A 23,094-nucleotide genomic window follows, 5' to 3' on the forward strand; every position below is an offset into this window, starting at 1 on the left:
GCAGATGGATCGGGACTTTCATTGTGATTATTGTGACCAAATTAGTCAATAGTCACAAATAAACTTTCGCTCATGGGGACAGGCTGCGCAGGACCAGGCTGGACAACTGGGTGGGCGCCTCGTTGGCGTAGTCCAGGCTGTGCTGCAGGATCAGCGGATTGAGGTAGGGGCGCATCACCAAGTGGATGGCTGCAGTGGTTTCATCCAGCGGCGTCTTGCGCTCGAAGTCGCCGGTCTGCCGGCCTTCCTGCAAGACATCCCGCAACAGCGCCTGCAGGCGCTCCTCATACACGATGGTGGACTGCCAGCGTTCGGTTGCCGCAGAGGTGGCGATCTCGTAGAGCTTTCTGTCCTGGAAAAAGAGACGCAGGCTCGACTCCACAATGGCTTTGAACATGCGCCGCAGCTTCTCGGGTGGCCGATCGGCCTGGGCCACGGCCGCCCGGACCTCGCTCTCGATATCGCTCAGGCAGTTGGCGCAAATCATCTCGCCGATGGCCTGCTTGGATTCGAAGAACTTGTAGATATAGGCTTTTGAAAAACCGATCTCCTTGGCCAGGTCGGACACGGTGGTTTTTTCGTAGCCGTAGCGGCTGAAGTGCTCGGTGGCGGCGGTCACGATCTGGTTTCGCACCTCGTGGTCCGCAGGGCCCCGGCCTGCGGCGGTGGGATGGCTTGTTTTGGTCATGGGCAAAGCTTACGCCAGTCTTGGTGACTAGACAACGAGTGACTATTTGGTATTATGGTCACAATTCAATTGAACCATGACCGAAAAAACCATGCTGCCCAAACGCACACTCGCCGCCCTTCTTGTGGCCAGCCTCTCCGCCGGCTGCGCCGTGGGGCCGGACTATGTCCGGCCCGAGATTTCCCTGCCTGGGCATTACCAGGATCAGCCCGGCAGCAATCAACAGCCAGAGAAGGCCGCCGCCGAACTGGCCTCCTGGTGGTCTGCGTTTGGCGATCCTCAACTCACGCGATTCGTGTCGCTCGCGCTGGCGCAAAACCTCGATCTGGCGCAAGCCGCTGCACGGGCCGCCCAGGCGCGTGCGGGGCTGGGCGCGGCCGACGCCGCACTGTTGCCGTCCGCAGCCGTGTCGGGCCAGGCTGCGCGGGCCTATCAGTCCACGCAAACACCCTTGGGACAGGTCTTGAGTTCGACGCCGGGTTTTGACCGGTATGGCAGCGCTTACGAGGCAAACCTGGGCGCAAGCTGGGAGCTGGATGTGTTTGGCGGCCTGCGCGGGGGGCGGGAGGCGGCCACCGCCGAATACCAGTCTTCGGAGGCTGGTGCTGTTGCCACCCGATTGGCCGTGGCGGCACAGACCGCAGATATCTACATCACGATTCGCGGCCTGCAGGCCCGCCGAGACGTGGCCCGCCAGCAGGTGCAGACGCAACACGACCTGCTGTCCAACGTCAGGCTGCTGCACAGTAAGGGTCTTGCGGCAGAGCTCCAGGTGAGCCAGGCGGAGGGGGCGCTCTCGCAGGCGCAAGCAGCGATCCCGGTGCTGGACGCTTCCTTGGACACGGTAATGAACGCCATGGATGTCATCCTGGGAACTCCCCCGGGCACCCACCGCGCAGAACTGACCGCGCCGGGCGGCATTCTGGCAACTCCCCAAGGAATTGCGACGGGCTCGCCGAGCGAGCTGCTCAGGCGCAGGCCGGACCTCATCGCTGCGGAGCGCCGCTTGGCTGCATCCAATGCGCGCATTGGCGCCGCCATCTCCGAGTACTACCCCAAACTCTCTCTCAGCGGCCTGGTGGGGAGTGCAACGTCTGTGTCCAGCGGCAGCCTGTTCTCGGGCGGCGCCAGCCAGGCCACAGGCGTGCTCGGGCTGCGCTGGCGTCTTTTCGACTTCGCGCGCATCAATGCGCAGATAGAGCAGGCCAAGGGCCAGGAGGCAGAGATGCTGGCCGCCTACCGATTGGCGGCGCTGCGGGCCACGGAAGATGTGGAAAACTCGCTCTCCGCGTTTTCCAGGCGCCAGGAGCAGGTTTTGGTGCTGAAGGCCGGTGTCGATTCGCTGGGGCGCGCTCGCGCAGCGACGTTCTCTGCCTACCAAAAAGGCGTTGTCAGCTTGATCGAAGTCCTGCACGCCGATGAGACCTTGCTCCGGGCTGCCGATGCGCGTGTACAGGTGCAGACGGAATCTGCCCGCGCGGCAGTGGCCATCTTCAAAGCACTGGGGGGAGGGTGGGAGTCCGGTGCATCTCCGACCTAGTCCACGTTCAATCGCCACGCCCAAAGCAGCGTTAACTTCCGACGAGTACGGTCACATCGCCTACCACCGCAACGGCCCGGTTTCATCGCTCCAGAAGATCCACCGCCGCACCTCCGCATACGGCGATGTGCCGATGGAATACGGGTCCATCCCCGTCTCCACGCGCTCCAGGTGCACCAGGTAGCCGCCGTAGCTGGCGGCCCACAGGGTGCTGCCGTCGGGCGACATGTCCATGGCACTGATGGTGCTGCCGATGTGGTGGCGCCACAGCGGGCGCCCGTCGTCGCTGAGGGCGTGCAGGTAGCCATTGGCATCGCCCAGCACCACCATGCCCGGCACGGTGGCAGATGCATACACGCGCCACTGGGTGTTGATGGCCGGGGCTTCGTGTGTTTCTTCTTCTCCACCGTCTGCCGCGAGGTCTGGCAACGCTGCACTCACTGGCGCGGCCAGCGTGCAGCCCCCGTAGAAGTGGCAGGAGTTGGCAAGCAGCTGCGTGCCGTCGTGTGAAAAGGCGGTGTGGTGCGGGTAGGACGACAGGGGCTCGTAGCGGCGCACCACCTGGCCTCGGGCGTTCAGCAGGATGTGCACGCTGTCCTGGTCGCCCACGGCGATGTAGCGCTCGTCCGGTGACAGGGCCATGTGCAGCATGTCGAGCGCCAGCATCGTGACCTCGGCGCCGTTCACCGATTCGTCCTGCTGGTTCTTGGGCCAGGTGTAGGGGCCGTCTTCGTCAAAGGTTTGCGGGTGGATGCGCTGCACGGGGCTGCTGGCTTCCGCGGCACCCTCGGCGTGCAACAGATAGACGCCCGTGGGGTTGCGCAGCAGCACACGCTGGCCGTCGTTGAAGGGGATCAGCTCGTCGCAGCGCTGGCCCAGGGGGCCGGGCGATACCACCACCTGAGCTGGCAGTGCTTCGTTGCCCTGGGGCAGTGCAAAGCGGGCGATGACGGGGCCGTCAAAACCATCGTGCGTGGTGATGTGCTCGCCGTCGCTTTGCGCAAAGCAGCGCCGGTTGGGCGAGCGGCCGAGGCCGCGCAGTGCGGGCAAGGGGATGTGCCGCAGGCCCTGCAGGGCCACCCAGTGCGCCGTGTCGTCGTAGGGGGCGCCGATGCGCGCCAGCACGCGGCCGTCGTCCAGCGCGAACACCAGGCCGATGAAGCGGCCCGCATCGGCGGCGTGCCGCACGAAGGCGTCGGGGGCAAATGCAAAGCGCTGGCGAAAGCGATCGGCCAGGTCTTCGTCGGCGTGGGTGTTGACCACGCGGGCCAGTTGCAGCACGGTGGCTGCGGCCGCCTTGCGCGGGTCGGAGGGCGGGTCGCTGTCTTCGTTTTCTTCTTCTTCTTCTTCTTCTTCTTCGGTATCGCCATTGCCTTCCTGCGCCTCGGCCGAATCCAGTGCGAGCTGGCGCGCGCGGATGGCGGCCACATAGCTTTGTCCATCGGCCTGCCATTGGTCGGACAGCGTCATCAGCTCCACCGGGAAGACCGCTGCATCGGGCAGGTCGAGCGCCAGCGGGGGCGTGGCCAGCAGGTGCACGGCGGCTTCAATGCGCCGCGCCTCGGCCTGACGGGCCTGCTCCTGTTCGTGCTGATCGCGCACGCGCAATTGGACCGCACCGTAAAAACGCAGCAGCCGCGTTATGTGGTCGGCGGCGCTGCGGGGCAGGGTGGCGCGGGCATCGCTCTGGCGCTGCGCATAGGTGAACTCCACCACGGCAGGCCCGTCCAGCGCGGCTTCCACGTTGATCTGGTAGGCGCTGTGGGCGTTGTCGTCTTCGTCGCCGGGGGCTTCGTCGCCGTTTTCCCAGCTGAGCTTGAGGGCGCGGCCCCAAGGCTCGCCTTCGTGCATGCAGGGCTGGCGTGCGCCCACCCACACGTCGCCTTCCCACCAGCCGTTCTTGTCGCTGTCCCACCAGTCGTTGTAGCGCTCGGTGAACACAGGCAGGGAGGTAAATTCTTCGATGCGCTCTGCGGTCAGCTCGGCTACCAGGCGCTGGTACAGCGGGTAGCGGGCGCGGTGCTGGCCCACGGCCTTGCGCAGGTAGTCCAAGACGCCGCGCCAGGCCCGCGTGCAGGCCTGCCAGGCTTCGGGGGCGGTGTCGGGTGCCAGGGGCAGCCATTCGCCGGGCTCGCCTTCGCTATAGGCGCGGTACACCAGCGTGAGCTGCGCGGTGGTGGGCGCCTTGTGGCCCCGCACGGCGGCGGCCAGGCGCGCCAGCAGCCCCTGGCGTTCGGGCACCTGCGCCACCGAGAGGTAGAAGTCCCAGGTCTTCCAGACGGTGATGAACACGTTGTCATCGCGCTGGTCGCCATCGGCGTCCACATGCCGCTGGCACAGCGAAAAATCAGTCTGCTGAAACCACCCGGTGGCCGTGTGCTCCTTGGGGCCGATCACGGGCGTGTGCACGGTGGCCAGGATGTTGCGCACGCTGATGGCCTCATCGGCGAACAGGTCGGCCTCCAGGGGCATCAGCGCGTGGATCTCGGCGCTGCTGCGCGTGGCGTTCTCGCCCGCGCGCACGGCGGCCACCACGCGGGCGCGGTCCAGCACGTAGCTGACGCCGCTTTCGCCATCGTCGATGCCGTCATGGAACTCAGGCAGGAACACGATGCCTACGATTTCGCTGGAGAACTCCGCCAGGTGCGGCACGCCGCGCACCTCGTCCATGAGGAACTCCACCTGTTCGGGCCCGGTGATGTCTACGGGGTATTCATCCGTGAACAGTGCCACCCGCGCCGTGAGCCCGCCACGCACGGTGAGCCCGCCGTGGTTGTAGTCGCCCCACAGCAGGTCGGCCACTTGCAGCGCGCCCTGCACATAAAGCAGCTGGCCGCCCACCACGGCGTTGTGCATGCGCGCGTCGCCCAGTACGACCAGGTGCGTGGCGCCATCGGTGTCGTCGCAGGTGAGCGCGCCGTCGATCTGCAGATGGCCTTCGATCAGGATCAGAAAGGGCTGGCCCGTGGGAGCTTGGTTGGTGTTGTTGCCGCCTTGCAGCAGCGCCCGCAGCGGGCTGCCGCTGGCCAGGGGCGCATCCAGGTGCAGCTCGGGCACCTGCACATCGCCGGTGATGCAGAGCACGGTTTCCGTGACCAGCGCATCCGGGTCCTCTGCAAGGCGCTGGGCGATCCAGCTGTCGGCGGGCAGTCGGGCGGCCACATCGGCCAGCGGGCAAAGTCGGGCAGTGGGCATGGTGCGGCGGGGCGGTGGAACAACGGGCGGGGCATCGTACACCGCGCGCCATGTGGTTTTTGCTTTGCGCGGAGAATGATGTGTTGTCTTATTAATTGCCCGCCATGACACAAAACTCTCCCGTTTTCGAAGTCCTTCCCCGCGACCTGTCTGCCTACCGCCAGGGCAATGTGGGCATCGACTACGTGCACCGTTTTGAATCGGGTCAGCCGGGCCCCCACGTGCTCATCAATGCGCTCACGCATGGCAACGAGATCTGCGGCATGGTGGCGGCCACGCACCTGCTGGACACGGGCGTGCGCCCGCGGATTGGCACGCTGACCATCAGCTTTGCCAACGTGGCGGCGTATGCGTCGTTTGACCCGACCCGTCCGTTTGAAAGCCGCCAGCTGGTGCACAACCTCAACCGCATCTGGTCCGCCGGTGAGCTGGACGGCACGGCCGCAAGCCCCGAGCTGGACCGCGCCCGTGCGCTGCGCCCGGTGGTGGCTGCGGCCGATCACATCCTGGACATCCACTCCACCAGCCAGGATGTGCAGCCTTTCTGGGTGTACCCCGCCTATCCGCGCAATGCGCAGGTGGCGCTGGCCATTGGCAGTCCGCCGGTGCACCTGGTGATGCCCAGCGGGCTGGGCTCGGGCACGCCGCTCATCCAGCACGGCCGCCATGGGCTGGCTGAGAGCGATGGGGTGGCTTTGGTGGTGGAGTGTGGCCAGCATTTCCGCCAGTCGGCGGCCGACGTGGCCACGGCCGTGGCGCTGGATTTTCTGGCGCATTTCGGGCTGGTCGAAGCCGCTGCCAACCGCCCAGCGCCAGGCCCGCAGCGCCGCTATGAACTGCTGGAGACCTGCATGGTGCGCACGCCGGACTTCCGCTTCACACGGCCTGTGCAGGGCTTTGAGGTGTTTGCCCAGGGCGAACTCATCGCCACCGATGGCCCGCACGAGATCCGCGCGCTGTGCGACGACTGCACGGTGATGATGCCCACGCGCGAGCCCATCGTGGGCCGCGAGGCGGTGTACCTGACCCGGCCGATCTGAGGATGACCTGCATAACTCCCTGCGGTCTGTGATAGCGCGGCCTCGGGCGGTTCGCTGCGTTGCTTTTCTTGCCAATAGCTGGGCTATTGGCTGCAAAAAGACGCCTTGCGTCCCATCCCGATCCGCACTACCACCGCCTCGCGAGGGTTATGCAGGACATCCCTGACCGGCAAGGACCGGCAGGCTCAGAAGGACGAGCCGGGCTGCGCGAGGAAGGCCAGCTCCTGCGCTGTGGACGTGCGCCCCAGCACGGCGTTGCGGTGCGGGTAGCGCCCGAAGCGCGCAATGATGTCGCGGTGCGCCACCTCGAACTTCAGGTTGTTTTCCAGCCCCCGCTGGTCAAACAGCACCATCGCCTGCGCATGGATGGCGGCGGATTCGCTGTGCATGTAGGGCATGTAGGCAAAGGCGCGTTGGGCGGGGGCGAGTGCCTTGTCGTGCTGCCCGGCCACCAGCTCCTGCGCCAGGACGAGCGCCTGGGCGTCTTGCGCAAACGCAAGCGGCGAGCCCCGGTGGATGTTGCGCGAGAACTGGTCCAGCACCAGGATTTCCGCCAGGCGGCCTTGGGGCGTGCCGCGCCAGCTCCACAACTCGCACTGCCGGGCTGCCTGCCAGGTGGCACCGAAGCGGACACGGATCATCGCGTCGATGGCGTCTTCTTGTGCGAAGTGCTGGGCGGGGGTGAGTTCTTCGAACCAGAAATGAAGGATGTCTTCGGCTTGCATCGTGAATATGGAATGAAATAGGGCTCTGGCGCTTGATCATAAAGCGCTAGCAGCTATTAATTTCATAGTATCCGATGCTGACATCTCAGTTCTGGAGGCGGATTTTTCCCTCGCGCACATACTGGTTGAACTGGTCCTTCGGGATCGCGGCGGAGCCCACGGCATCGTTGTCTGCGGTCCAGCTCAAGGTGGTGCTGTCTTTGGAAGGCTCCAGCTCCACGGGGCCTTTCGGAATGGTCAAGGGGGCTCCGTCACCCGGGGTGTAGGTAACGTGGCCTGCAATGGTGGCGTGCTGGGTCATGGTGAATTCCTTTTTGGTGGTGCCGATGTGATGGACCTCCTATTGCACCGCCCATGCGCCTGCCGGGGTGTAAGACCATGCCGTGCGACGGCGCGGGCAGGTGCCGCCACCTGCAAGGTTGTCGTTGTCCCTGGCTCAGCGCATGAAACTGGCACGGCCCAGACCAGTGCCACCGTGGAACTGGCTTTGCCAGGCCACCGGTGGCGTCCCCCTCCCGCGCAGCGAGAGAGGGGGAAGGCGCCGAAGGCGACTCAGGGGGAGCTTCACCTCAAGGAGGCACCACCGCCTGCGTCCGCTCCTGCCGCACCAGATACAACCCGCTGCCGATGATGATCGCGCCGCCCAGCAATGTGGAAACCCCCGGCACGGCCTGCCACAGCACCCAGTCGAGCCCCATGCCCCAGGCCAGGGCCGTGTATTCAAACGGCGCCACCACCGACGCCTGCCCGTGCCGGAACGCCTCGGTGATCGCCAGCTGCCCCAGAAACCCCGTGATCGCCAGGCCTGCCACCAGCGGCCAGTGCGCAGCGTCCACGCCCACCCAGCCCGGCCAGGCCAGAGTGCCCGCGCCCAGCGCCAGCAAGGCGGTGGTCCAGAAGACCAGGCTGGCGCTGGAGTCGGTGCGACTAAGCACGCGCCCCGTGATGGCCGACACGGCGTATCCACACGCTGCGCCCAGCACCGCCAGCGCGCCCAGCGTGAAAAATGCGTCCTGGCTGGGCCGCAGGGCCACCACCACGCCCACCATGCCCAGCACGATCGCCACCCAGTGGGCGGCGCGCACCTTCTCGCCCAGCACCACGGTGGACAGCGCCGTGATCAGCAACGGGGCGATGAAAAACAGCGTGTAGGCCTCGGCCAGGCCCAGCTCCTTGAGTGCGTAGGTGAACAGGCCCAGCATGGTCACGTTGAGCACGCCACGCAGCAGGTGCAGCGGCCAGCGCACCTTGAGCAGGCCCCGCACCTCGCCGCGCCACAGCACATACAGCGCCACCAGCGGCAACGCAGCCCAGCCGCGCAGCGCCGCCACCTGCATGGCGGGGTAGCTGGCCGACAGGGTCTTGAGCAGGGCGTCCATCAGCGAAAAACACCCCACCGCCGCGACCATGGCGACGATGCCGCGCAGGTTGCCCGAGGCTGCCGCCTGCGCTGCGGTGGCCGTCGCAGTCGCAGTTGTGGTCGCGGCTGCAGATGCCGCGGGCTGAGCCTCGGTGTCGCTCGTCCGCGTCATGGTTGTACCGCCGCAGGAAGGCTGCAGGCTGTGGCGGGTGGCAGGGTGGCAAACGGCGCAGGAGCTGTGCCGCCAAGGCAGCGGTGCTGCGCTGGAAGACTGTGCATGGGGTAACGAGATGTGGCTGCCTGCGGCGCGTGGGCCTGCGCCGCAGTCAGGGGGTCGGTGGGCCAAAAAGTGTAGCGCAGCCCGCGCCAGCGCGCTGCCTCGGCTCGGCTCAGTCCGCCTTGTGGTTGGCTGCGTTGCGGCTCACCTTGTCGTGCAGCATCGGAATGGCCCACAGCACCACTAGCGCCAGCACCGTGCTCAGCACCGCCGTGGCTTCGCGGCCCAGCCCGGCGGCCACGCCGATGGCGGCCGTGAGCCATATGCCAGCGGCTGTGGTCAGGCCCTTGACCTGGCTTTCGGCATCGCCCTTGAGGATGGTGCCCGCGCCCAGAAACCCCACGCCCGCGATGATGCCCTGCAGCACGCGGCTGTTGTCTGCCGCTTCAATGCCGGCCTGCTGCGCCACCAGCACGAACAGGGCCGCGCCCATGGCCACCAGCATGTGCGTGCGCACGCCGGCGGCCTTGCCCGCGTGTTCGCGTTCCCAACCCAGCAGGCCGCCCAGCAGCGCTGCCATGGCCAGGCGCACCACGATGCGCGTGGCCTGTGCCGCATCGGGCACGTCCGAGAATTCCGAGGCCACCGTGCTGGCGATCTCCTGCCAGAGGTCAGCCATGGCCATAGTCCTTGCACCCGGTGACCGGCGTTGTGGCGAGGGAGGACGGTGTGCTCAGAGAGCGGTGCGCGTGTGGTGGCATGGCGGGGAGTCCAGCGGAGGAGGGGGCGCAGCAACAGTGCTGCCCTGCGACTGTGCTGTTCCTTCGCGGCAGCGTCTACCGGTGGCGGGCGAGCGCGGGGGTAGGACACTGCCGACGCACGCCAACGACCGCTTGGCGGGGTGTGGGCGCCAGGTTTTGATAGAAATTGGCACCTGGCGCTTGATGGTAAAGCGCTGGTAGCTATCAAAAGTGAAGCATCTGGCGGTTGCCACCCATAGCCACGTTCCTCCCGCGCCTCCCCAGCCCGTCCCTGCGGGTGGCGCCACCTGCTCGGCGCTTGCACCCCGGGGTTGTGCGTGTCACGATTTGCCTTGGTGCCTGCAGCGGCCGCCATCACTGGCGGGCCTGGCGCCGCGAGGAGTTTTTGCCATGACGCCCCAACGCATTCTTCTGATACAGGGCCACCCGGACGCGAGTGCGCCCCACCTGTGCCACGCGCTGGCGCAGGCCTATGCGCAAGGGGCCATCGCGGCGGGCCACGAGGTGCGCGAGATCGAGGTGGCTGCCATCGACTTTGCGCTGCTGCGCAGCCAGCACGAGTGGGAGCTGGGCCTGCTGCCCGCATCGCTCAAGCCTGCTCAGGCGGACATCGGCTGGGCGCAGCACATCGTGCTGTTCTTTCCGCTGTGGCTGGGCGACATGCCAGCCCTGCTCAAGGGTTTTCTGGAGCAGGTGGCGCGACCCGGGTTTGCCTTCAATACCGAAGGCAGCAACCCCTTTGGCCGCAAGGGGCTCACAGGGCGCAGTGCGCGGGTGGTAGTCACCATGGGCATGCCTGCGCTGGTCTACCGCTGGTACTTCCGCGCGCACAGCGTGAAGTCGCTGGAGCGCAATATCCTGGGCTTTGTGGGCATTGCGCCGGTGCATGAGACGCTGGTGGGCAGCGTGGAGCAACTGGGCGACGATGGGATTGCCAAGTGGAAGGCGCGCATGCGTGCGCTGGGCGCGAAGGCGGCGTAGAGCCCTGGCCCTACCTCTGCGCTGCGATGGCGATCAGCCAAATGACCGCGCTGCGGCCAAGGCGCCCATGCGTTGGCTGATCGCAAAGAACTCCTGCACTGTGTCGTCAATGATCTGCTGCGCGGTCTTGACGGAATCGATGAGCCCGGCGGTCTGGCCTGCGAGGGCCGGTGCGGCCTCCATGTCGCCGTCAAAGTACACGCGCTGGATGCCAGCAAAGCTGTCTGCGGGCATCAGGCCTGCCTCATGGATGGCCTGGGTGCGCTGCGACTTGAGCGCGCGGATGCAGGGGCTGGCCTTGGTGTTGAGCATCCAGGTGCCGGTCACGCCCGCATCGACGATGGCGTTCTTGTAGTTGGCGTGCACGGGGCTTTCGGCGCAGCTCACAAACCGTGTGCCCATCTGTACCGCCTCAGCCCCCAGCGCAAAAGCCGCCGCCATGCCGCGCCCGTCGCAGATGCCCCCGGCCGCGACCAGCGGCACATCCACCCGCGCGCGGATGGCCTGCAGCAGCACCAGGGTGGAGACCTCTTCGGGGTTCTTGAAACCGCCGCCTTCACCACCTTCGACCACCAGGCCGTCGATGCCAGCGTCCACGCATTTGAGCGCCGCGTCCACCGTGGGCACCGCGTGGTACACGGTGATGCCCGCATCCTTGAGCGGCGCGATGAACTTGGCCGGACTGCCCGCCGAGGTGGTCACAAACTTCACGCCCGACGCGCACACAAAGCGCAGCATGGCGTCGTCCTTCAAAAAGCGGATGGGCAGATTCACGCCAAACGGCAGGCCCAGTGCGCTCATCTTGGTGATCTCAGCCTGGCAGTTGGCCGTCTCGCCCGACGATGTCTCGATGATGCCCAGCCCGCCCGCGCGGGACACTGCCGATGCCAGCTGCGTGCGCGCGATCCAGCCCATGGGCGCCTGGATGATGGGGTAGCGCGCGCCCGTGTGGGCGAGGACGCGGTTGGTGGCGGGTGCGGTCATGGGCGGAGTCTCCTGATTTTTGGAGTGCCCATTATTTCGACGGGTGCGCTGTCGTCGTGTCGCCCGGGTTACGGTGCAGTGGGCGTGCCTTGCGTCTCTTCCCACGGCAAGCGTGCAAACAGCCGCTGCCAATCGGAGACGGGGCTGGCGTTGGCAATCTCTGCCGTGTCGTGCCCGGGGCCCCAGCCCGCAGGCCCCGGCCATGGCAGCCCGCTGTCAAACGTCATCACAGCGCCCGACACGGGGTGTGGCACCGTCAACTGCCATGCATGCAGCCACAGCCTTTGCTGCCCCAGCCGCTCGGCCCACCAGCGGTTGAGGGGACCTTTGCCGTGTGTCGCGTCGCCGATGATGGGGTGCGCCAGGTGTTTGAGGTGGCGGCGTATCTGGTGGCGCCGCCCGGTGGTGGGGATCGCCTCGACCAGCGAGGCGCGGGTGGTGGCAAAACGCACATCGCTGGCCTCGTCGAGCGTGAGCTGCGCCAGGCGCCGAAAGCGGGTGTGGGCGTCCTGGACGGCCGCATCGGCCGGGGCATCGTCGGGCTTCAAGGCGTGGTCCACCTCGATGGCCTCGGGCGCCCAGCCGCGCACCAGGGCCAGGTAGCGCTTGTGCGTGGCGCCGTGCTCGAAGGCCTGTGACAGTGCCCGCGCCGCATCGCTGTGCAGCGCCATCACCAGCACGCCGCAGGTGCCCTTGTCGAGCCGGTGCACCGGGTACACATGCTGGCCCAACTGGTCGCGCAGGGTCTGCATCACAAACCGCGTCTCGCCCGCGTCCAGCCCCGTGCGGTGCACCAGCCAGCCCGCAGGCTTGTAGACGGCCACCAGGTGCTCGTCGCGCCAGAGGATGTGCAGAGGGGGCATGGAAGAAGGTAGAGAAAAAAGGGGCGGGAGGCCGTGGACAGGGGCCAAACCGCACGACAGCACGGCCGATGCCGGGGCTGGCGCAGGGGCTCATGCGGTGGCATCGTTTCTACTATACGGCGGTGGGTAGGGCGCCCGGGTGGCCTGGCCTGCACACTGCTGACAAATTCTGGCAGCTGGGGCGGTAAGCTTTCCATCCACCAGAGAGAGGGCTCCATGAACCACCGCTTTCAATGCCAGTGTGCCAAGGTCGTCGGCGAGGTGGCCGACACGCGCTCCGCCATCCACGCCGTCTGTTATTGCCGAGACTGCCAGGCCTATGCCCACCATCTGGGGCAGCCCGACGCGGTGCTGAACCCTCTGGCCGGCACCGAGGTGGTGGGCACGCATGCCCGCAACGTGTCTTTCACCCGCGGCGCCGAACAGCTGGCCTGCCTGTCGCTGTCCGAGGCGGGATTGCTGCGCTGGTATGCGCGCTGCTGCAATACCCCCTTGGCCAATACGGGGCGCGACTGGCGCATGCCCTATGTGGGGCTGGTCCACCTGTGCCTGCGCGCGGGCGGCGAGCCGCTTGCGCCCGCGTTTGGGCCGGTGCAGATGCACCTGGAGACCGCCAGCGCCAAGGGCACGCCGCCCCGCATGCGCTGGAGCCAGCTGAAGGCGCTGCTGGGCTTCATGCCCCGCATTGCGGCGGCGCGATTCACCGGTAGCTACCGCCGCACACCATTCTTCACGGCCACTGGCGCGCCTGTGGTGGCGGTGCGTGTGCTGTCCGCCGCCGAACGCGAAAAGGCCGTGGCAGCGGTGTAGCAGCTGGGCCGGGTGCCGTAGTTCTTTGCGCTACCACCCACGCGCCAGGGCGTGCCAGAATGCCGACGGTTTGCCATGGAGCCCCTGGTCTGGAGGCATGTGCATCGGCCCGCGCTGCGCTCCTCGCAAAACCGAAAAACAATACAAGGAGACCCCATGTCCGCTGGAGACTGGAAAGACATGTACGCCGCCGCAGTGGCGGGCGACCTGGCACTGGTGCGCCACCACATCAGCGCGGGCGTCAACCCCAACTACCAGCACCCCGAAATTTTGTGCACACCGCTGGTGGCCAGCCTGATCCATGGCCACAGCGAGATCGCGCACTACCTGCTGGCCCACGGTGCTGATCCCGGGCTGCGGTCAGACTTTGACGACATGACCCCACTGGAGGCCGCGCGCCGCTACCGGCGCACCGAGTTCATCACGTTGCTGCAGGCACAGGGCGCCAAGGAAGAGCGCAAACCGTTCTGGTGGCGCTGGCTGCCGGTGTAGACGCCAAGCACACGCGCATCCGTAGAGCCCGCGCAGTCCAGGCCAGCGGCCGCCTCGCCGCACGGGCGGCGTCCTACTCGGAGGGAAGGGCCGAAGGCGACTCAGAGTGGGCTTCCTTCCTTTGCACGCATCTTGGCCGCGATGTACTCGCCGTGCGTCACATGCAGCAGGCCGGCCACCTTGCTGATGGTGTGGTTCTCGTTGGCGTCGATGTGGGCGTCGGCATACGCCACCTGCCACATGGCCTCCACGAGCTGGATCTTCTGGTCCTGCGTGAAGTGATCGTTGAGGCTGCTGGTAAATCGCTGGTAGTCGTAGGCGGTCTTCGACGTGGTTACGGCCAGCTCCAGCAGGCGCTCCAGCTCATCATCGCTCAGCGCAAATTTGCTGCGCAGAGCGGTCACCATGGTGGCGCGCTCGGCGTCGTCCATGGCGGCATCAAACCGCACCACTTCCACCAGCAGAACGGCGGCTGCCAGTTGCACGGCATGGGCGCGCGCGGCGGGTGACTGGGTGGTGGAGGGCTGCGTGAAGCTGTCAAACAGATCTTTGAGGGTTCGGAACATCGGGTGCTTTTCGGTGTGCGTGGCAAATGGGGTGGAGGCGCGGTGGATGGGTTGGTTCCCGCAGCGCGCGCGGGCGGGCAGCACACTTTGCGCTCGCGTGGTGCACCGCCCCGGCGACAATCGGGGGCCATGACGAAGAAAACCATACTCCCCCTGCAACTGCTGGTTGCCCCCGACAAGAACGATCCCCAGCCGCTGATCCTGTACCACGGGCGCAATTGCCCCGACGGCTTTGGCGCGGCGCTGGCCGCATGGTTGTACTACGGCGACAGTGCTGAATACGTGGGGCTCGACCACGGCGATGTCAAGTCTGCGGACGACCTGCCGCCCCTGCAAGGCCGTGCGGTTTACATCCTCGACTTTTCTTTTGCCGCCGAGGTGATGGCTGCCATCGACGAGCGGGCCGCCAAGCTGGTGATGCTGGACCACCACAAGAGCGCCGCCGAAAAACTCACCGGCTTTGCCTGCCGCTGCGGTGTGGTGCACTTCGACATGAGCAAGTCGGGCGCGCGCCTGGCGTGGGAGTTCTTTCACCCGCACGAGCCCATCCCTGAGCTGCTCAAGTACGTGGAAGACCGCGACATCTGGAAGTGGGAGTTTGCCGAGAGCGCCGCGTTCTTGTCGGCCCTCGACATGGAAGAACAGGGCTTTGCGCGCTGGCGCGAGATCGCGGCCTTCACGCCCGAGCAGCTCAAGGAGTTCATGGTGCGCGGCGAGGCCATGGACGAGAAGTACAAGAAGCTCTGCGCCGACATTGCCGAAGGCGCGCAGCCGCTGGTGTTCAACGGCATCACCGGGCTGATGGTGAATGCGCCCGGCATGTTCCACAGCCTGGTGGGCGACATCCTCTCGGCCAAGACCGGCACCTTTGCGCTGATGTGGAGCGCTGGCGAAAAAGGTGTGAAGGTGGGGCTGCGTGCGCAGCGCAACTTTGACTGCATCGCGCTGGCCGAAAGCATGGGCGGCGGCGGGCATGCCCAGGCCTGCGGCTTCAAGATGAAGGTGGAGCGCCTGCCCGAGCTGCTCAGTGGCACCTTCAACGCCTGAAGCAGGGACTGGTTCTGAATAAAAATCGGCCTTTGCGCGCGATGGATAAGCGCTGATAGCTATTAAATTTATAGCAATCGGCGCAAGCTACACCAGCCGCAAGTCCGCCCCCTTGGTCCCTGGAAACACCCGCGCCACGGCGGCTGCGTTCAGTCCGTACATGCGCGCAAACAGCCCGCCCAGCACGGCGCGGTAGTCGTTGAGCACGGGGTAGTCGCGGTTCTGGAACAAGGTGGTGGCCGTCAGCGCCTGCTGCTCGCCCACAATGCGCCCGCCGCCCACACCACCGCCCAGCACCCAGAACACGGTGCCGTGGCCGTGGTCGGTGCCCCGGTTGCCGTTCTCGCGGAAGGTGCGGCCAAACTCGCTGACCACCACGACCACGGTGGATTTCCACGCCGGGCCCATCTCGTCGGCAAAGCCAGCCAGGCCCCGGCCCAGCTCTTCAAACCGGTTGGCCAGCGCGCCCGTGGCCGCACCCTGTGCCACATGGGTGTCCCAGCCGCCTACGTCCACAAAGCCCAGTTGGTAGCGCGTCTGCATCAGCTTTGCCATGCGCCGCGCCGTGCCTTCAAAACCCTTGGTGCTCAGCGCATTGCGGCTGGCGGCTTCCATCTCGCCCTGCATGGTGCGGGCGACTTCTTCGCGCGTGGCAAAACCTTCGGCCACGGGTGTGGCCAGTGGCGTGCCCCGGTACATGGATTCGATGAGCTGCGCCTGCCGCGCATCCACGCCGCTGCGGCCGGCCGCCGCGCTCAGCAGCGTGTTGGGCACATCCACTGCGCCGCGCAGCACCAGGGGCAGGGTGCTGGTGAAGGCCATGGGCTGCAGCGCGGCCGTGGCCGGGGTGTTGCCGGTGCGCGGGTTCAGCTCGGCCACCAGCCGGTTCAAAAAACCTGAGCGGTAGTCGCGCCGCCCGCCCACGGGCTGGCCCAGCTCCATGCTGTCTTGCGTGTCGAAGTGGCTGCGCGAGAGGTCGTCGGTGCCCGCAAAGGGCACAAAGGCCAGCTGGCGCTGCTGGTACAGCGGCAGCATCGATTCGGCCAGTGCGGGGTGCAGGCCCCAGTCGGGCGTGAGCGGCAGCGCGCCACCGTCCTGCCCCGGACGGGCAATGGCGATGTTGGGCCGTGTCTCGTAGTAGTAGCTGCTGGCCGTGGGCACCAGCAGGCTGGCGCAGTCATAACCACCGCGCAAGAACACAAGCAGAAAACGCACGTCCTGCGCGCCGGGGGCGGCCATCGTGCTAGCGCTGCGCACGCCGAGGGCGCTGGCGCCCAGAGCTTGAAGAAGGTGTCTGCGTCGCATGGTGATTTCCTCAGCCGTGCATGAATTCCGGTGATGCAAGGAACAACAGGTTCCACTCACGCGGTGATGTTGCCTGCGCCAGCGCATTGCGCGTGGCGGCCGACCAGGTGGGCTGCAGGGCGCGCACATAGGCACTCTGTGCCAGCGGTGGGGGCGTGCGCTGCGATGCCGACTGTTCGGCCATCCTCATCTCCTTCTCGCGCGGGGTGGGCATGGGGGCGGTGGCCACACCGGCCCCGATGGCGCGGGCGATCTCGAAGCGCGTGGACATCTGCCCTGAACCTGCCCATGCCGCCGCGTCCAGCGGGTAGCCGTCGGGCGTGGCGCGGCCGTACAGGGGCTCGGCCAGGCGCTGCAGCCAGCCCAGCGCGGGCTCGGCGCCGGGCAGCACGGCGTCGCCATGGGCCAGGCGCAGGCTGGCCAGCACATAGTGCACAGGGTCGCGAAAACGCTGGCCCAGCGATGCACGAAATTCCGGCGCGCTGAACAGCGCCTCCAGCACGGCGGCAATATCGCCATCGGTGCGCTCGAACGTGCGGGCCAGCGTCTGCAGTAGCGCGGGCGGTGGCTTGTCGCCCACCAGGAAAAGCGCGATCTTGCGCGTGATGAAGCGTGCGGTGGCCGGTGCGCGGGCCAGGCGATCCAACGCCTCGTCCACCTCGCCCAGGCCTTCGGCGCGCAGGGGCTGGCCCAGCAGGGTCTTGGGCTCCCAGTCATGCCGCTGGGGGTTGAACTCGAACAGGCCGTCGCGCACGTAGTGGCGGCGCAGCGCGGGCTTCATGCGCGGGGGCTCGTCGCCGTCTGGCTGGCGTGCAATGCCCACGCCGGTCAGCACGCGTGCCAGCTCCTGCACATCCTGCTGGCTGTAGCCGCCGTCCACGCCCAGCGTGTGCAGCTCCATCAACTCGCGCGCGTAGTTTTCGTTGATGCGGCCCGCTGCGTTGCGGGCGTTGTCCAGGTAGTGCAGCATGGCCGGGTGGCGCACCGTGGCACCCAGCAGGTCGCGAAAGCGGCCCAGGGCATGGGGGCGGATGGCGCGTTCCTCATAGTCGCCCACCAGCACACGCAGGTTGCCTTTGCCCGCAAACACGCTGAAGTGGTTCATCCAGAACCAAGTCATCTTCTCGCGCAGCTGGGTGGGCGAATACAGCGCGCGCAGCACAAAACGCTCGGCCGCCTCCTGCTGTAGCGCGCGCATGTCCTGCTGCCAAGCCTTGAGCGCGGCCTTGCGGCCATCCTCGGTGGGCTGGGCCTTGGCGGCCTGGTGCTGGGCCTCCATGCGCGCGGCCAGCTCGGGCAGCGGCGTGCGGGTGATGGCCATGGCGTCGATCTGCGCCTGGGCCGCGCGCGGCAGCGTGGCGGGCGTGGGGCGCAGCTGCGCGGCCAGGTAGGCGGCAACCCCTTGCGGTGGCAGCGCCTGTGGGCCCTGGGCGGTGTTGCCCCAGGTTACGCGGTCCAGCAGGCGGGCCAGGGTGGGCTCGTCGGCGGTGTTCCAGGCAGCGGCGCCCGCCGGGGTGGCGGCGCGGGCCAGGCCCAGCGGGGCGGTGGCAGCCATGCCCAGCAGGCCAGCGAGCACGGTGCGGCGGGGAAGAGGGCCGGGGAGCGGGGCGGAAGGAGCGTTCATGGGGCGCACAGGGGGCAGGCAGTGGAGCGCATGGTGCTCCGCCTCAATGCGCCGTGCAAGCCTGCCGCGCGGGTTTTACCTGCGCGACACAAACGCCCCGGAGCTTGTTTACACGGGCTGTCGCGCCGTCGCTGAACCGCTCAGCTGCTGGCCTGCGCAGCTTCCTCTAAACGGTCCACCGTGCGCAGCGTCTTGAACGCCAGCATCCAGCCACCCACCACGCCCAGCGTGCACAGCCCGCCCACCACGGCGGCGGGCACAACGCCCAGCCAGGCGGCGCTGGTGCCCGCGCGGAACTCGCCCAGTTCGTTGGACGAGCCGATGAACAGCATGTTCACCGCGTTCACCCGCCCGCGCATGGTGTCGGGGGTGGAGAACTGCACCAGCGCGCCGCGGATGTACACGCTCACCATGTCGGCCGCGCCAGCCACCATCAGCGCCGCAAACGACAGCCAGAACCAGTGCGAGAGCGCAAACACCAGGTTGGCCACGCCAAACACCGCTACCGCAATGAACATGGTGCGGCCCACATGGCGGTTGAAGGGCCGCATGCTCAGGTACAGCCCCGCACCCACCTCGCCCACGGCCATGGCGCTGCGCAGCGCGCCCAGGCCCGCCGGGCCCACATGCAGCACCTCTTGCGCGTAGATGGGCAGCAGGGCCACCACGCCGCCCAGCAGCACGGCGAACAGGTCCAGCGAGATGGTGCCCAGGATGATGGGCCGGGTGCGGATGAAGGTGATCCCTGCGCCAAAGCGCTCGAACATCGTTCCCTGCGCGGGGAGGGGCGCAGTGGCATGGGCCACCACCACACGCAGCAGCAGCGCCACGCCCAGCACAAAACACGCGCAGCACACGGCATAGGTCAGCTCGCCACCGCCCAGTGCATACAGCAGCCCGCCCAGCAGCGGCCCTCCGATGCTGGCGACGCGCATCAGCATGCTGTTGGCGGCAATGGCCTGCGCGAGCTGCCCGCGCGGCACGATCTGCGGCAGCAGGCTTTGCATGGCTGGCCCCGAAAAAGCGCGTGCGCAGCCATACAGCACCAGCACCGCATAAATGCCAGCCACACCGCTGGCCCCATGGCCCGCCAGCCACCACAGCAGGGCACTGCACACGCCGCCCACCGACCAGGCCAGCGCCAGGATGCGCTTGCGGTCAAAGCGGTCGATCAAATCGCCTGCTGGCAGCAGCAGGGCCAGCATGGGCAGAAACTGCGCCAGACCCACATAGGCCAGTGCCAGCGGCTCGCGGGTGAGGTCATACACCTGCCAGGCCACCACCACGGCCTGCACCTGGGTGGCGACCACGGCCACCACGCGGGCGATCAGAAAGGAAATGAAGCCGGAGTGGCCGTAGACGCTGGAGGTCTCCGCATCGGGTGCTGCAGGGGGGGAATGGGGGACTGTCATGAAAACGGAGCGGGGGCGGCCGGGGCAGCGCACGCTGGGGGCCAGATGGGAAAGACCCCAGGATGCTAGCGGCTGTGCAGCCTGCACGCTGGGGGCTTGGGGGAAGACCCGCAGAAATGGGTCTTCAGGTTTTGCCCTGGCCCGCCGATAAGGCAGAGAAGAAGAAGCGGGTTTGCGGCCTCGGCGCTGCTGCTGCGTGGGGCTGGGCGTGCCGCTTCGACCGGTTTTTACCGTTTGTCTATTCATCTGCTTTGACCAGGAGTCCCCGGGGCGTGCCATGGCGTTGACGATCAACACCAACGTGATGTCGCTGAATGCGCAGCGCCGGCTTGGCGGTGCGCAGAGCGATATGGCCACGACCGTGCAGCGCCTGTCCTCGGGCCTGCGCATCAACAGTGCCAAGGACGACGCGGCGGGCCTGGCGATCTCCGAGCGGTTCACTTCGCAGATCCGGGGGCTCAACCAAGCGGTGCGTAATGCCAACGACGGCGTTTCGCTCATGCAGACGGCCGAGGGCGCGCTGCAGAGCGTCACGGCCAGCCTGCAGCGCATCCGCGAGCTGGCTGTGCAGGCCGCCAACGACACCAACAGTGCGTCTGACCGCCAGGCCATCCAGGCCGAGGTGACGCGGCTGGCGCAGGAGATCGACCGCACCGGGCGCACCACGCAGTTCAATGGCATGGACGTGTTCGATCGCTCCGACGCCAGCGTGGTGGGCGACGAGAACCTGCTGTCCGTGTTTGACGGCCTGACCAGCGCGGGCAGCTGGCTGGAGAGCAGCGAAAACCTCATCCGCAACTACTTTGGTCTGCAGGGCGATGGGGCGGCCATCGACATCCGCTACACCGGCTTTACCGACAACGCGGGCGGTGTGGCCGCCTATGTGCAGGTCACCGGGTTTGACGGGCAGGGGCGGGGCAACAACCTGGTGCTGCAGGTGGACATGGCCGACTTCGTGCCGCCCAACCCGCCCAATGGGGGCTCCGCACCGTTCTACAACGACCGTGTGATTGCCCACGAAATGGTGCACGCGGTGATGGCCCGCTCCACCAACTGGCAGAACATCACCGGCAGCCACTTGTGGTTTGCCGAAGGCGCGGCCGAATTCATCCACGGCGCCGAAGAACGGGTTCGCGCCGACGTGGCCAACCTGGGCGTGGCGGCCGTGGTGGCGGCCATTGGCGGGCCCAGCAACACCAGCGAGTTCTACTCGTCCAGCTACTCGGCCGTGCGCTACATGCACGAGCGCATCAAGACGGCGGGCGGCACCGGCATCAAGGATGTGCTCACCTACATGAGCAACAACCCCGGCTCCACGCTGGACGCGGCCATTGGCGCAGCCTCGGCCGGGGCCTTCACCAACGCGGGGGATGTGCTCACGCAGTACGGGCTCAACGGTGCGGCCTTCATCGGCAGCTTTGACCTGAACAATGCCGACACCGGCGCCATTGGCGGCGCCGACGTGGACGGCGGCATGGTGCGCGACGCCAAGGCGGCGCTGCCCAACCAGGGCAGCCGCTCGGGCAAGGACGCGCTGCAGGGCTTCACCGAGACCTACGAAAACATCGCCTCGACCAGCGGCGCCATCAGCACCAAGGTGTTCCAGGTGGGCGCCAATGCCAACCAGACGCTGGAAACCCGAGTGGGCGCGATTGGCCTGGGGGCCATGGGCCTGCGCAACACGCTGGATGTGACCACCTCGGCCGCGCAGGCCATCGTGTCGGTAGACCGCGCGCTCGACTATGTGAACAGCCAGCGCGCCGTCATCGGCGCCCAGTCCTCGCGGCTGGAGTCGGCCATTGCCAACCTGCAGATCGGCAGCGAAAACCTGTCGGCCAGCCGCTCCCGCATTGTCGACACGGATTTCGCGGTAGAGACCGCCAGCCTGGCCCGCCAGCAGATCCTGCAGCAGGCGGGCAACGCCATGGTGGTGCAGGCCAACCAGATGCCCCAGGGCGTGCTGGCTTTGCTGCGCACCTGATGCATCCCTCTCCAGCCCAGCTCAGCGCTGGCTGCGTCGGTGCCGGTAGTCCCACGGCGCCAGCGGCCGCTTCTGTGACCACAACCCTGTGCCGCTGCTGCGCGCCTGGCGCTGCAGAGCCACCAGCTGCGGGCGGGATTCGGCATAGGGTGTGTACACCCAGGCCAGGCCGGCGCGCACCTGTGCCGTAGCCACGTCTGCGCTGCCGCAGCGCACATGGGCCACCGTGCGGCCGTAGTTGTCTTCGTCCACCGGCTGCAGCGCGGCGCGTTGCCTGAAGCACAGCTGCGCCAGGTGCTGCCGTGACTTCTGGCCAAAGGCCTGGCGTGACTCGGGCGCGTCGATGGCGGCGATACGCACCTTCACCTGCTGGTAGGCGCCGGGCGCGCCGCAGCGCACGGTCAGGGTGTCGCCGTCGCTGATGGCGACGACCAGGCAGAGCAGGGAGGCAAGGGGCACGGCAGCAGAGGGAGAGAGAAATGGTGGAAGGCGAGCAAGAAGGCAGGTGACAGAATGTTGTGCCAAATTGCCACTTCGCGCTTTATGGATAAGCGCTAACAGCTATCAATAGTGTAGCATCTGGCGTGTTGTCTCTACGGGCTGCTGCAAATTGATACCTTGACGCGTGCAATGCCCGAAATGGTGCGCAGGGCGTGCGTGCAGGGCTTTGGGCTGTGGTTACCACGCTTTCAGCCCCTCCACGGGCAAGGGCGTTGTGCCAGGCTGGGCATAGGGCTTTCTAGAATCGACGGGAACCGGGTGTGGTGCAGACTGTCAGAACGCCATGGCAGCCGTTCTTCGCCGCTATGGCAACCGGAAATGCCCCCCGCAATGACGACTTTCTTGATGATGTTGATGACCCCGAAGGAGTGCCCGCCCTTGCGTTTGTGCCTTTTCCCGACCCGTTTCACTGTTCGTTCTGGTGCCGCTGCAGGTAGCTTGGCTCTGGCCGCATTGCTGGCAGGCTGTGTGGGCACCACGCCCAAGACGTTTGGGGTGCAGGAGAGTTTTGGTTCGGTGGCCACCTACTCGCGCCTGTTTGACGCCACGCCCGCCCAGACCTGCGAGGCATCGCGCCGCGCGCTGCTGAGCCAGGGCTACATCATCTCCACCCACCAGCCGGAGCTGGTGGAGGGCAAAAAGAGCTTCCAGCCCGAAGCCGAGTCGCACCTGCAGATGGTGGTGCGCGTGGTGTGTGTGCCCGAGGCCAATGACGGCAAGGTGAGCCTGGGCTTTGTGACGGCGCTGCAGGACACTTATGCCCTGCGCAAGACCAACAACTCGGCCAGCGTGGGCGTGGGCGCCATCGGGTCCGTGTCGCTGCCGTTTTCTGCCAGCAGCGAATCGCTGGTCAAGGTGGGCAGCGAGACCATCTCGAAGGACGCTTTCTACGAGAGCTTCTTCGATCTGGTCAAGCGCTACCTCGTGATGGACCAGGCGCAAGCCATCGGTGGCTGACGCGGAGGTTCCAGGCACTGTGGCCTGAGCGCTCTGGGCCTGCGC

General features: G+C 66.9%; 21 protein-coding genes. 8 read left to right on the top strand and 13 right to left on the bottom strand.

Going from position 1 to position 23,094, the window contains the following annotated elements; translation table 11 throughout:
* Window positions 1-70: 70 nt before the first annotated feature.
* Complete coding sequence (locus tag KW832_RS06225; protein ID WP_121419489.1) at window positions 71-688, bottom strand: TetR/AcrR family transcriptional regulator; 618 nt, start codon at window positions 686-688, stop codon at window positions 71-73.
* 91 nt (window positions 689-779) lie between these two features.
* Here KW832_RS06225 and KW832_RS06230 point away from each other — a divergent pair, with 91 nt between their 5' ends.
* The gene (locus KW832_RS06230) at window positions 780-2,228 is read left to right on the top strand and encodes an efflux transporter outer membrane subunit (protein WP_218299738.1); all 1,449 of its coding nucleotides are present in this window, start codon (window positions 780-782) and stop codon (window positions 2,226-2,228) included.
* A 60-nt stretch (window positions 2,229-2,288) separates the two neighbouring features.
* Here the strand turns inward: KW832_RS06230 and KW832_RS06235 are convergent, their stop codons facing one another.
* Window positions 2,289-5,423, bottom strand: a complete 3,135-nt coding sequence (locus KW832_RS06235) for a WD40 repeat domain-containing protein (protein ID WP_218299247.1) — start codon at window positions 5,421-5,423, stop codon at window positions 2,289-2,291.
* 104 nt (window positions 5,424-5,527) lie between these two features.
* Here KW832_RS06235 and KW832_RS06240 point away from each other — a divergent pair, with 104 nt between their 5' ends.
* A complete protein-coding gene (locus KW832_RS06240) occupies window positions 5,528-6,463 on the top strand; it encodes a succinylglutamate desuccinylase/aspartoacylase family protein (protein ID WP_218299248.1) in 936 nt (311 codons plus the stop codon).
* Between the two features lie 185 nt (window positions 6,464-6,648).
* On the opposite strand, the gene KW832_RS06245 is transcribed toward KW832_RS06240, so the two are convergent.
* From KW832_RS06245 to KW832_RS06260, 4 genes are all read right to left on the bottom strand, one after another.
* The gene (locus tag KW832_RS06245) at window positions 6,649-7,188 is read right to left on the bottom strand and encodes a DUF924 family protein (RefSeq protein WP_218299249.1); all 540 of its coding nucleotides are present in this window, start codon (window positions 7,186-7,188) and stop codon (window positions 6,649-6,651) included.
* A gap of 85 nt (window positions 7,189-7,273) precedes the next feature.
* Window positions 7,274-7,489, bottom strand: a complete 216-nt coding sequence (locus KW832_RS06250) for a hypothetical protein (protein ID WP_218299250.1) — start codon at window positions 7,487-7,489, stop codon at window positions 7,274-7,276.
* A gap of 268 nt (window positions 7,490-7,757) precedes the next feature.
* Window positions 7,758-8,720, bottom strand: coding sequence for a DMT family transporter (locus KW832_RS06255; RefSeq protein ID WP_218299251.1), 963 nt, complete (start codon window positions 8,718-8,720; stop codon window positions 7,758-7,760).
* Between the two features lie 217 nt (window positions 8,721-8,937).
* The gene (locus KW832_RS06260) at window positions 8,938-9,444 is read right to left on the bottom strand and encodes an MgtC/SapB family protein (RefSeq protein ID WP_055398918.1); all 507 of its coding nucleotides are present in this window, start codon (window positions 9,442-9,444) and stop codon (window positions 8,938-8,940) included.
* Between the two features lie 472 nt (window positions 9,445-9,916).
* Here KW832_RS06260 and KW832_RS06265 point away from each other — a divergent pair, with 472 nt between their 5' ends.
* A complete protein-coding gene (locus KW832_RS06265; protein WP_121419494.1) occupies window positions 9,917-10,507 on the top strand; it encodes an NAD(P)H-dependent oxidoreductase in 591 nt (196 codons plus the stop codon).
* Between the two features lie 33 nt (window positions 10,508-10,540).
* Here KW832_RS06265 and KW832_RS06270 read toward each other — a convergent pair whose 3' ends face one another.
* Both KW832_RS06270 and KW832_RS06275 read right to left on the bottom strand, forming a co-directional pair.
* Window positions 10,541-11,491 carry a nitronate monooxygenase family protein gene (locus tag KW832_RS06270; protein ID WP_176885375.1) on the bottom strand — a complete coding sequence of 317 codons (951 nt, stop codon included), beginning with the start codon at window positions 11,489-11,491 and terminating at the stop codon, window positions 10,541-10,543.
* Between the two features lie 68 nt (window positions 11,492-11,559).
* Window positions 11,560-12,354, bottom strand: a complete 795-nt coding sequence (locus KW832_RS06275) for a pseudouridine synthase (protein ID WP_218299252.1) — start codon at window positions 12,352-12,354, stop codon at window positions 11,560-11,562.
* A 216-nt stretch (window positions 12,355-12,570) separates the two neighbouring features.
* Between KW832_RS06275 and KW832_RS06280 the strand changes: the two genes are divergently transcribed.
* Together KW832_RS06280 and KW832_RS06285 are read left to right on the top strand one after the other, a co-directional pair.
* Window positions 12,571-13,164 carry a DUF6151 family protein gene (locus KW832_RS06280; RefSeq protein WP_218299253.1) on the top strand — a complete coding sequence of 198 codons (594 nt, stop codon included), beginning with the start codon at window positions 12,571-12,573 and terminating at the stop codon, window positions 13,162-13,164.
* A 156-nt stretch (window positions 13,165-13,320) separates the two neighbouring features.
* The gene (locus tag KW832_RS06285; protein ID WP_121419498.1) at window positions 13,321-13,656 is read left to right on the top strand and encodes an ankyrin repeat domain-containing protein; all 336 of its coding nucleotides are present in this window, start codon (window positions 13,321-13,323) and stop codon (window positions 13,654-13,656) included.
* Window positions 13,657-13,757: 101 nt separating this feature from the next.
* On the opposite strand, the gene KW832_RS06290 is transcribed toward KW832_RS06285, so the two are convergent.
* A complete protein-coding gene (locus KW832_RS06290; protein WP_218299254.1) occupies window positions 13,758-14,222 on the bottom strand; it encodes a TerB family tellurite resistance protein in 465 nt (154 codons plus the stop codon).
* Between the two features lie 129 nt (window positions 14,223-14,351).
* Here KW832_RS06290 and KW832_RS06295 point away from each other — a divergent pair, with 129 nt between their 5' ends.
* On the top strand, window positions 14,352-15,269 hold the full coding sequence (locus KW832_RS06295; RefSeq protein WP_218299255.1) for a DHH family phosphoesterase: 918 nt from the start codon (window positions 14,352-14,354) through the stop codon (window positions 15,267-15,269).
* Between the two features lie 87 nt (window positions 15,270-15,356).
* On the opposite strand, the gene KW832_RS06300 is transcribed toward KW832_RS06295, so the two are convergent.
* The 3 genes from KW832_RS06300 to KW832_RS06310 form a co-directional block, all read right to left on the bottom strand.
* The gene (locus tag KW832_RS06300; RefSeq protein WP_218299256.1) at window positions 15,357-16,574 is read right to left on the bottom strand and encodes a DUF1501 domain-containing protein; all 1,218 of its coding nucleotides are present in this window, start codon (window positions 16,572-16,574) and stop codon (window positions 15,357-15,359) included.
* Window positions 16,575-16,584: 10 nt separating this feature from the next.
* A complete protein-coding gene (locus KW832_RS06305) occupies window positions 16,585-18,198 on the bottom strand; it encodes a DUF1800 domain-containing protein (protein ID WP_218299257.1) in 1,614 nt (537 codons plus the stop codon).
* Between the two features lie 140 nt (window positions 18,199-18,338).
* On the bottom strand, window positions 18,339-19,610 hold the full coding sequence (locus tag KW832_RS06310; RefSeq protein WP_218299258.1) for an MFS transporter: 1,272 nt from the start codon (window positions 19,608-19,610) through the stop codon (window positions 18,339-18,341).
* A 277-nt stretch (window positions 19,611-19,887) separates the two neighbouring features.
* On the opposite strand from KW832_RS06310, the gene KW832_RS06315 reads away from it, so the two are divergent.
* A complete protein-coding gene (locus KW832_RS06315; RefSeq protein WP_218299259.1) occupies window positions 19,888-21,591 on the top strand; it encodes a flagellinolysin in 1,704 nt (567 codons plus the stop codon).
* A gap of 21 nt (window positions 21,592-21,612) precedes the next feature.
* Here KW832_RS06315 and KW832_RS06320 read toward each other — a convergent pair whose 3' ends face one another.
* Window positions 21,613-22,050, bottom strand: a complete 438-nt coding sequence (locus KW832_RS06320) for a thermonuclease family protein (protein WP_218299260.1) — start codon at window positions 22,048-22,050, stop codon at window positions 21,613-21,615.
* A gap of 396 nt (window positions 22,051-22,446) precedes the next feature.
* On the opposite strand from KW832_RS06320, the gene KW832_RS06325 reads away from it, so the two are divergent.
* Window positions 22,447-23,049, top strand: coding sequence for a DUF2242 domain-containing protein (locus KW832_RS06325; RefSeq protein ID WP_370628672.1), 603 nt, complete (start codon window positions 22,447-22,449; stop codon window positions 23,047-23,049).
* The last annotated feature ends 45 nt before the right edge of the window (window positions 23,050-23,094 follow it).

Origin of the sequence: Acidovorax sp. sif0632, assembly GCF_019218805.1 — a bacterium.
GTDB classification, from domain to species: Bacteria; Pseudomonadota; Gammaproteobacteria; order Burkholderiales; family Burkholderiaceae_C; genus Acidovorax; species Acidovorax facilis.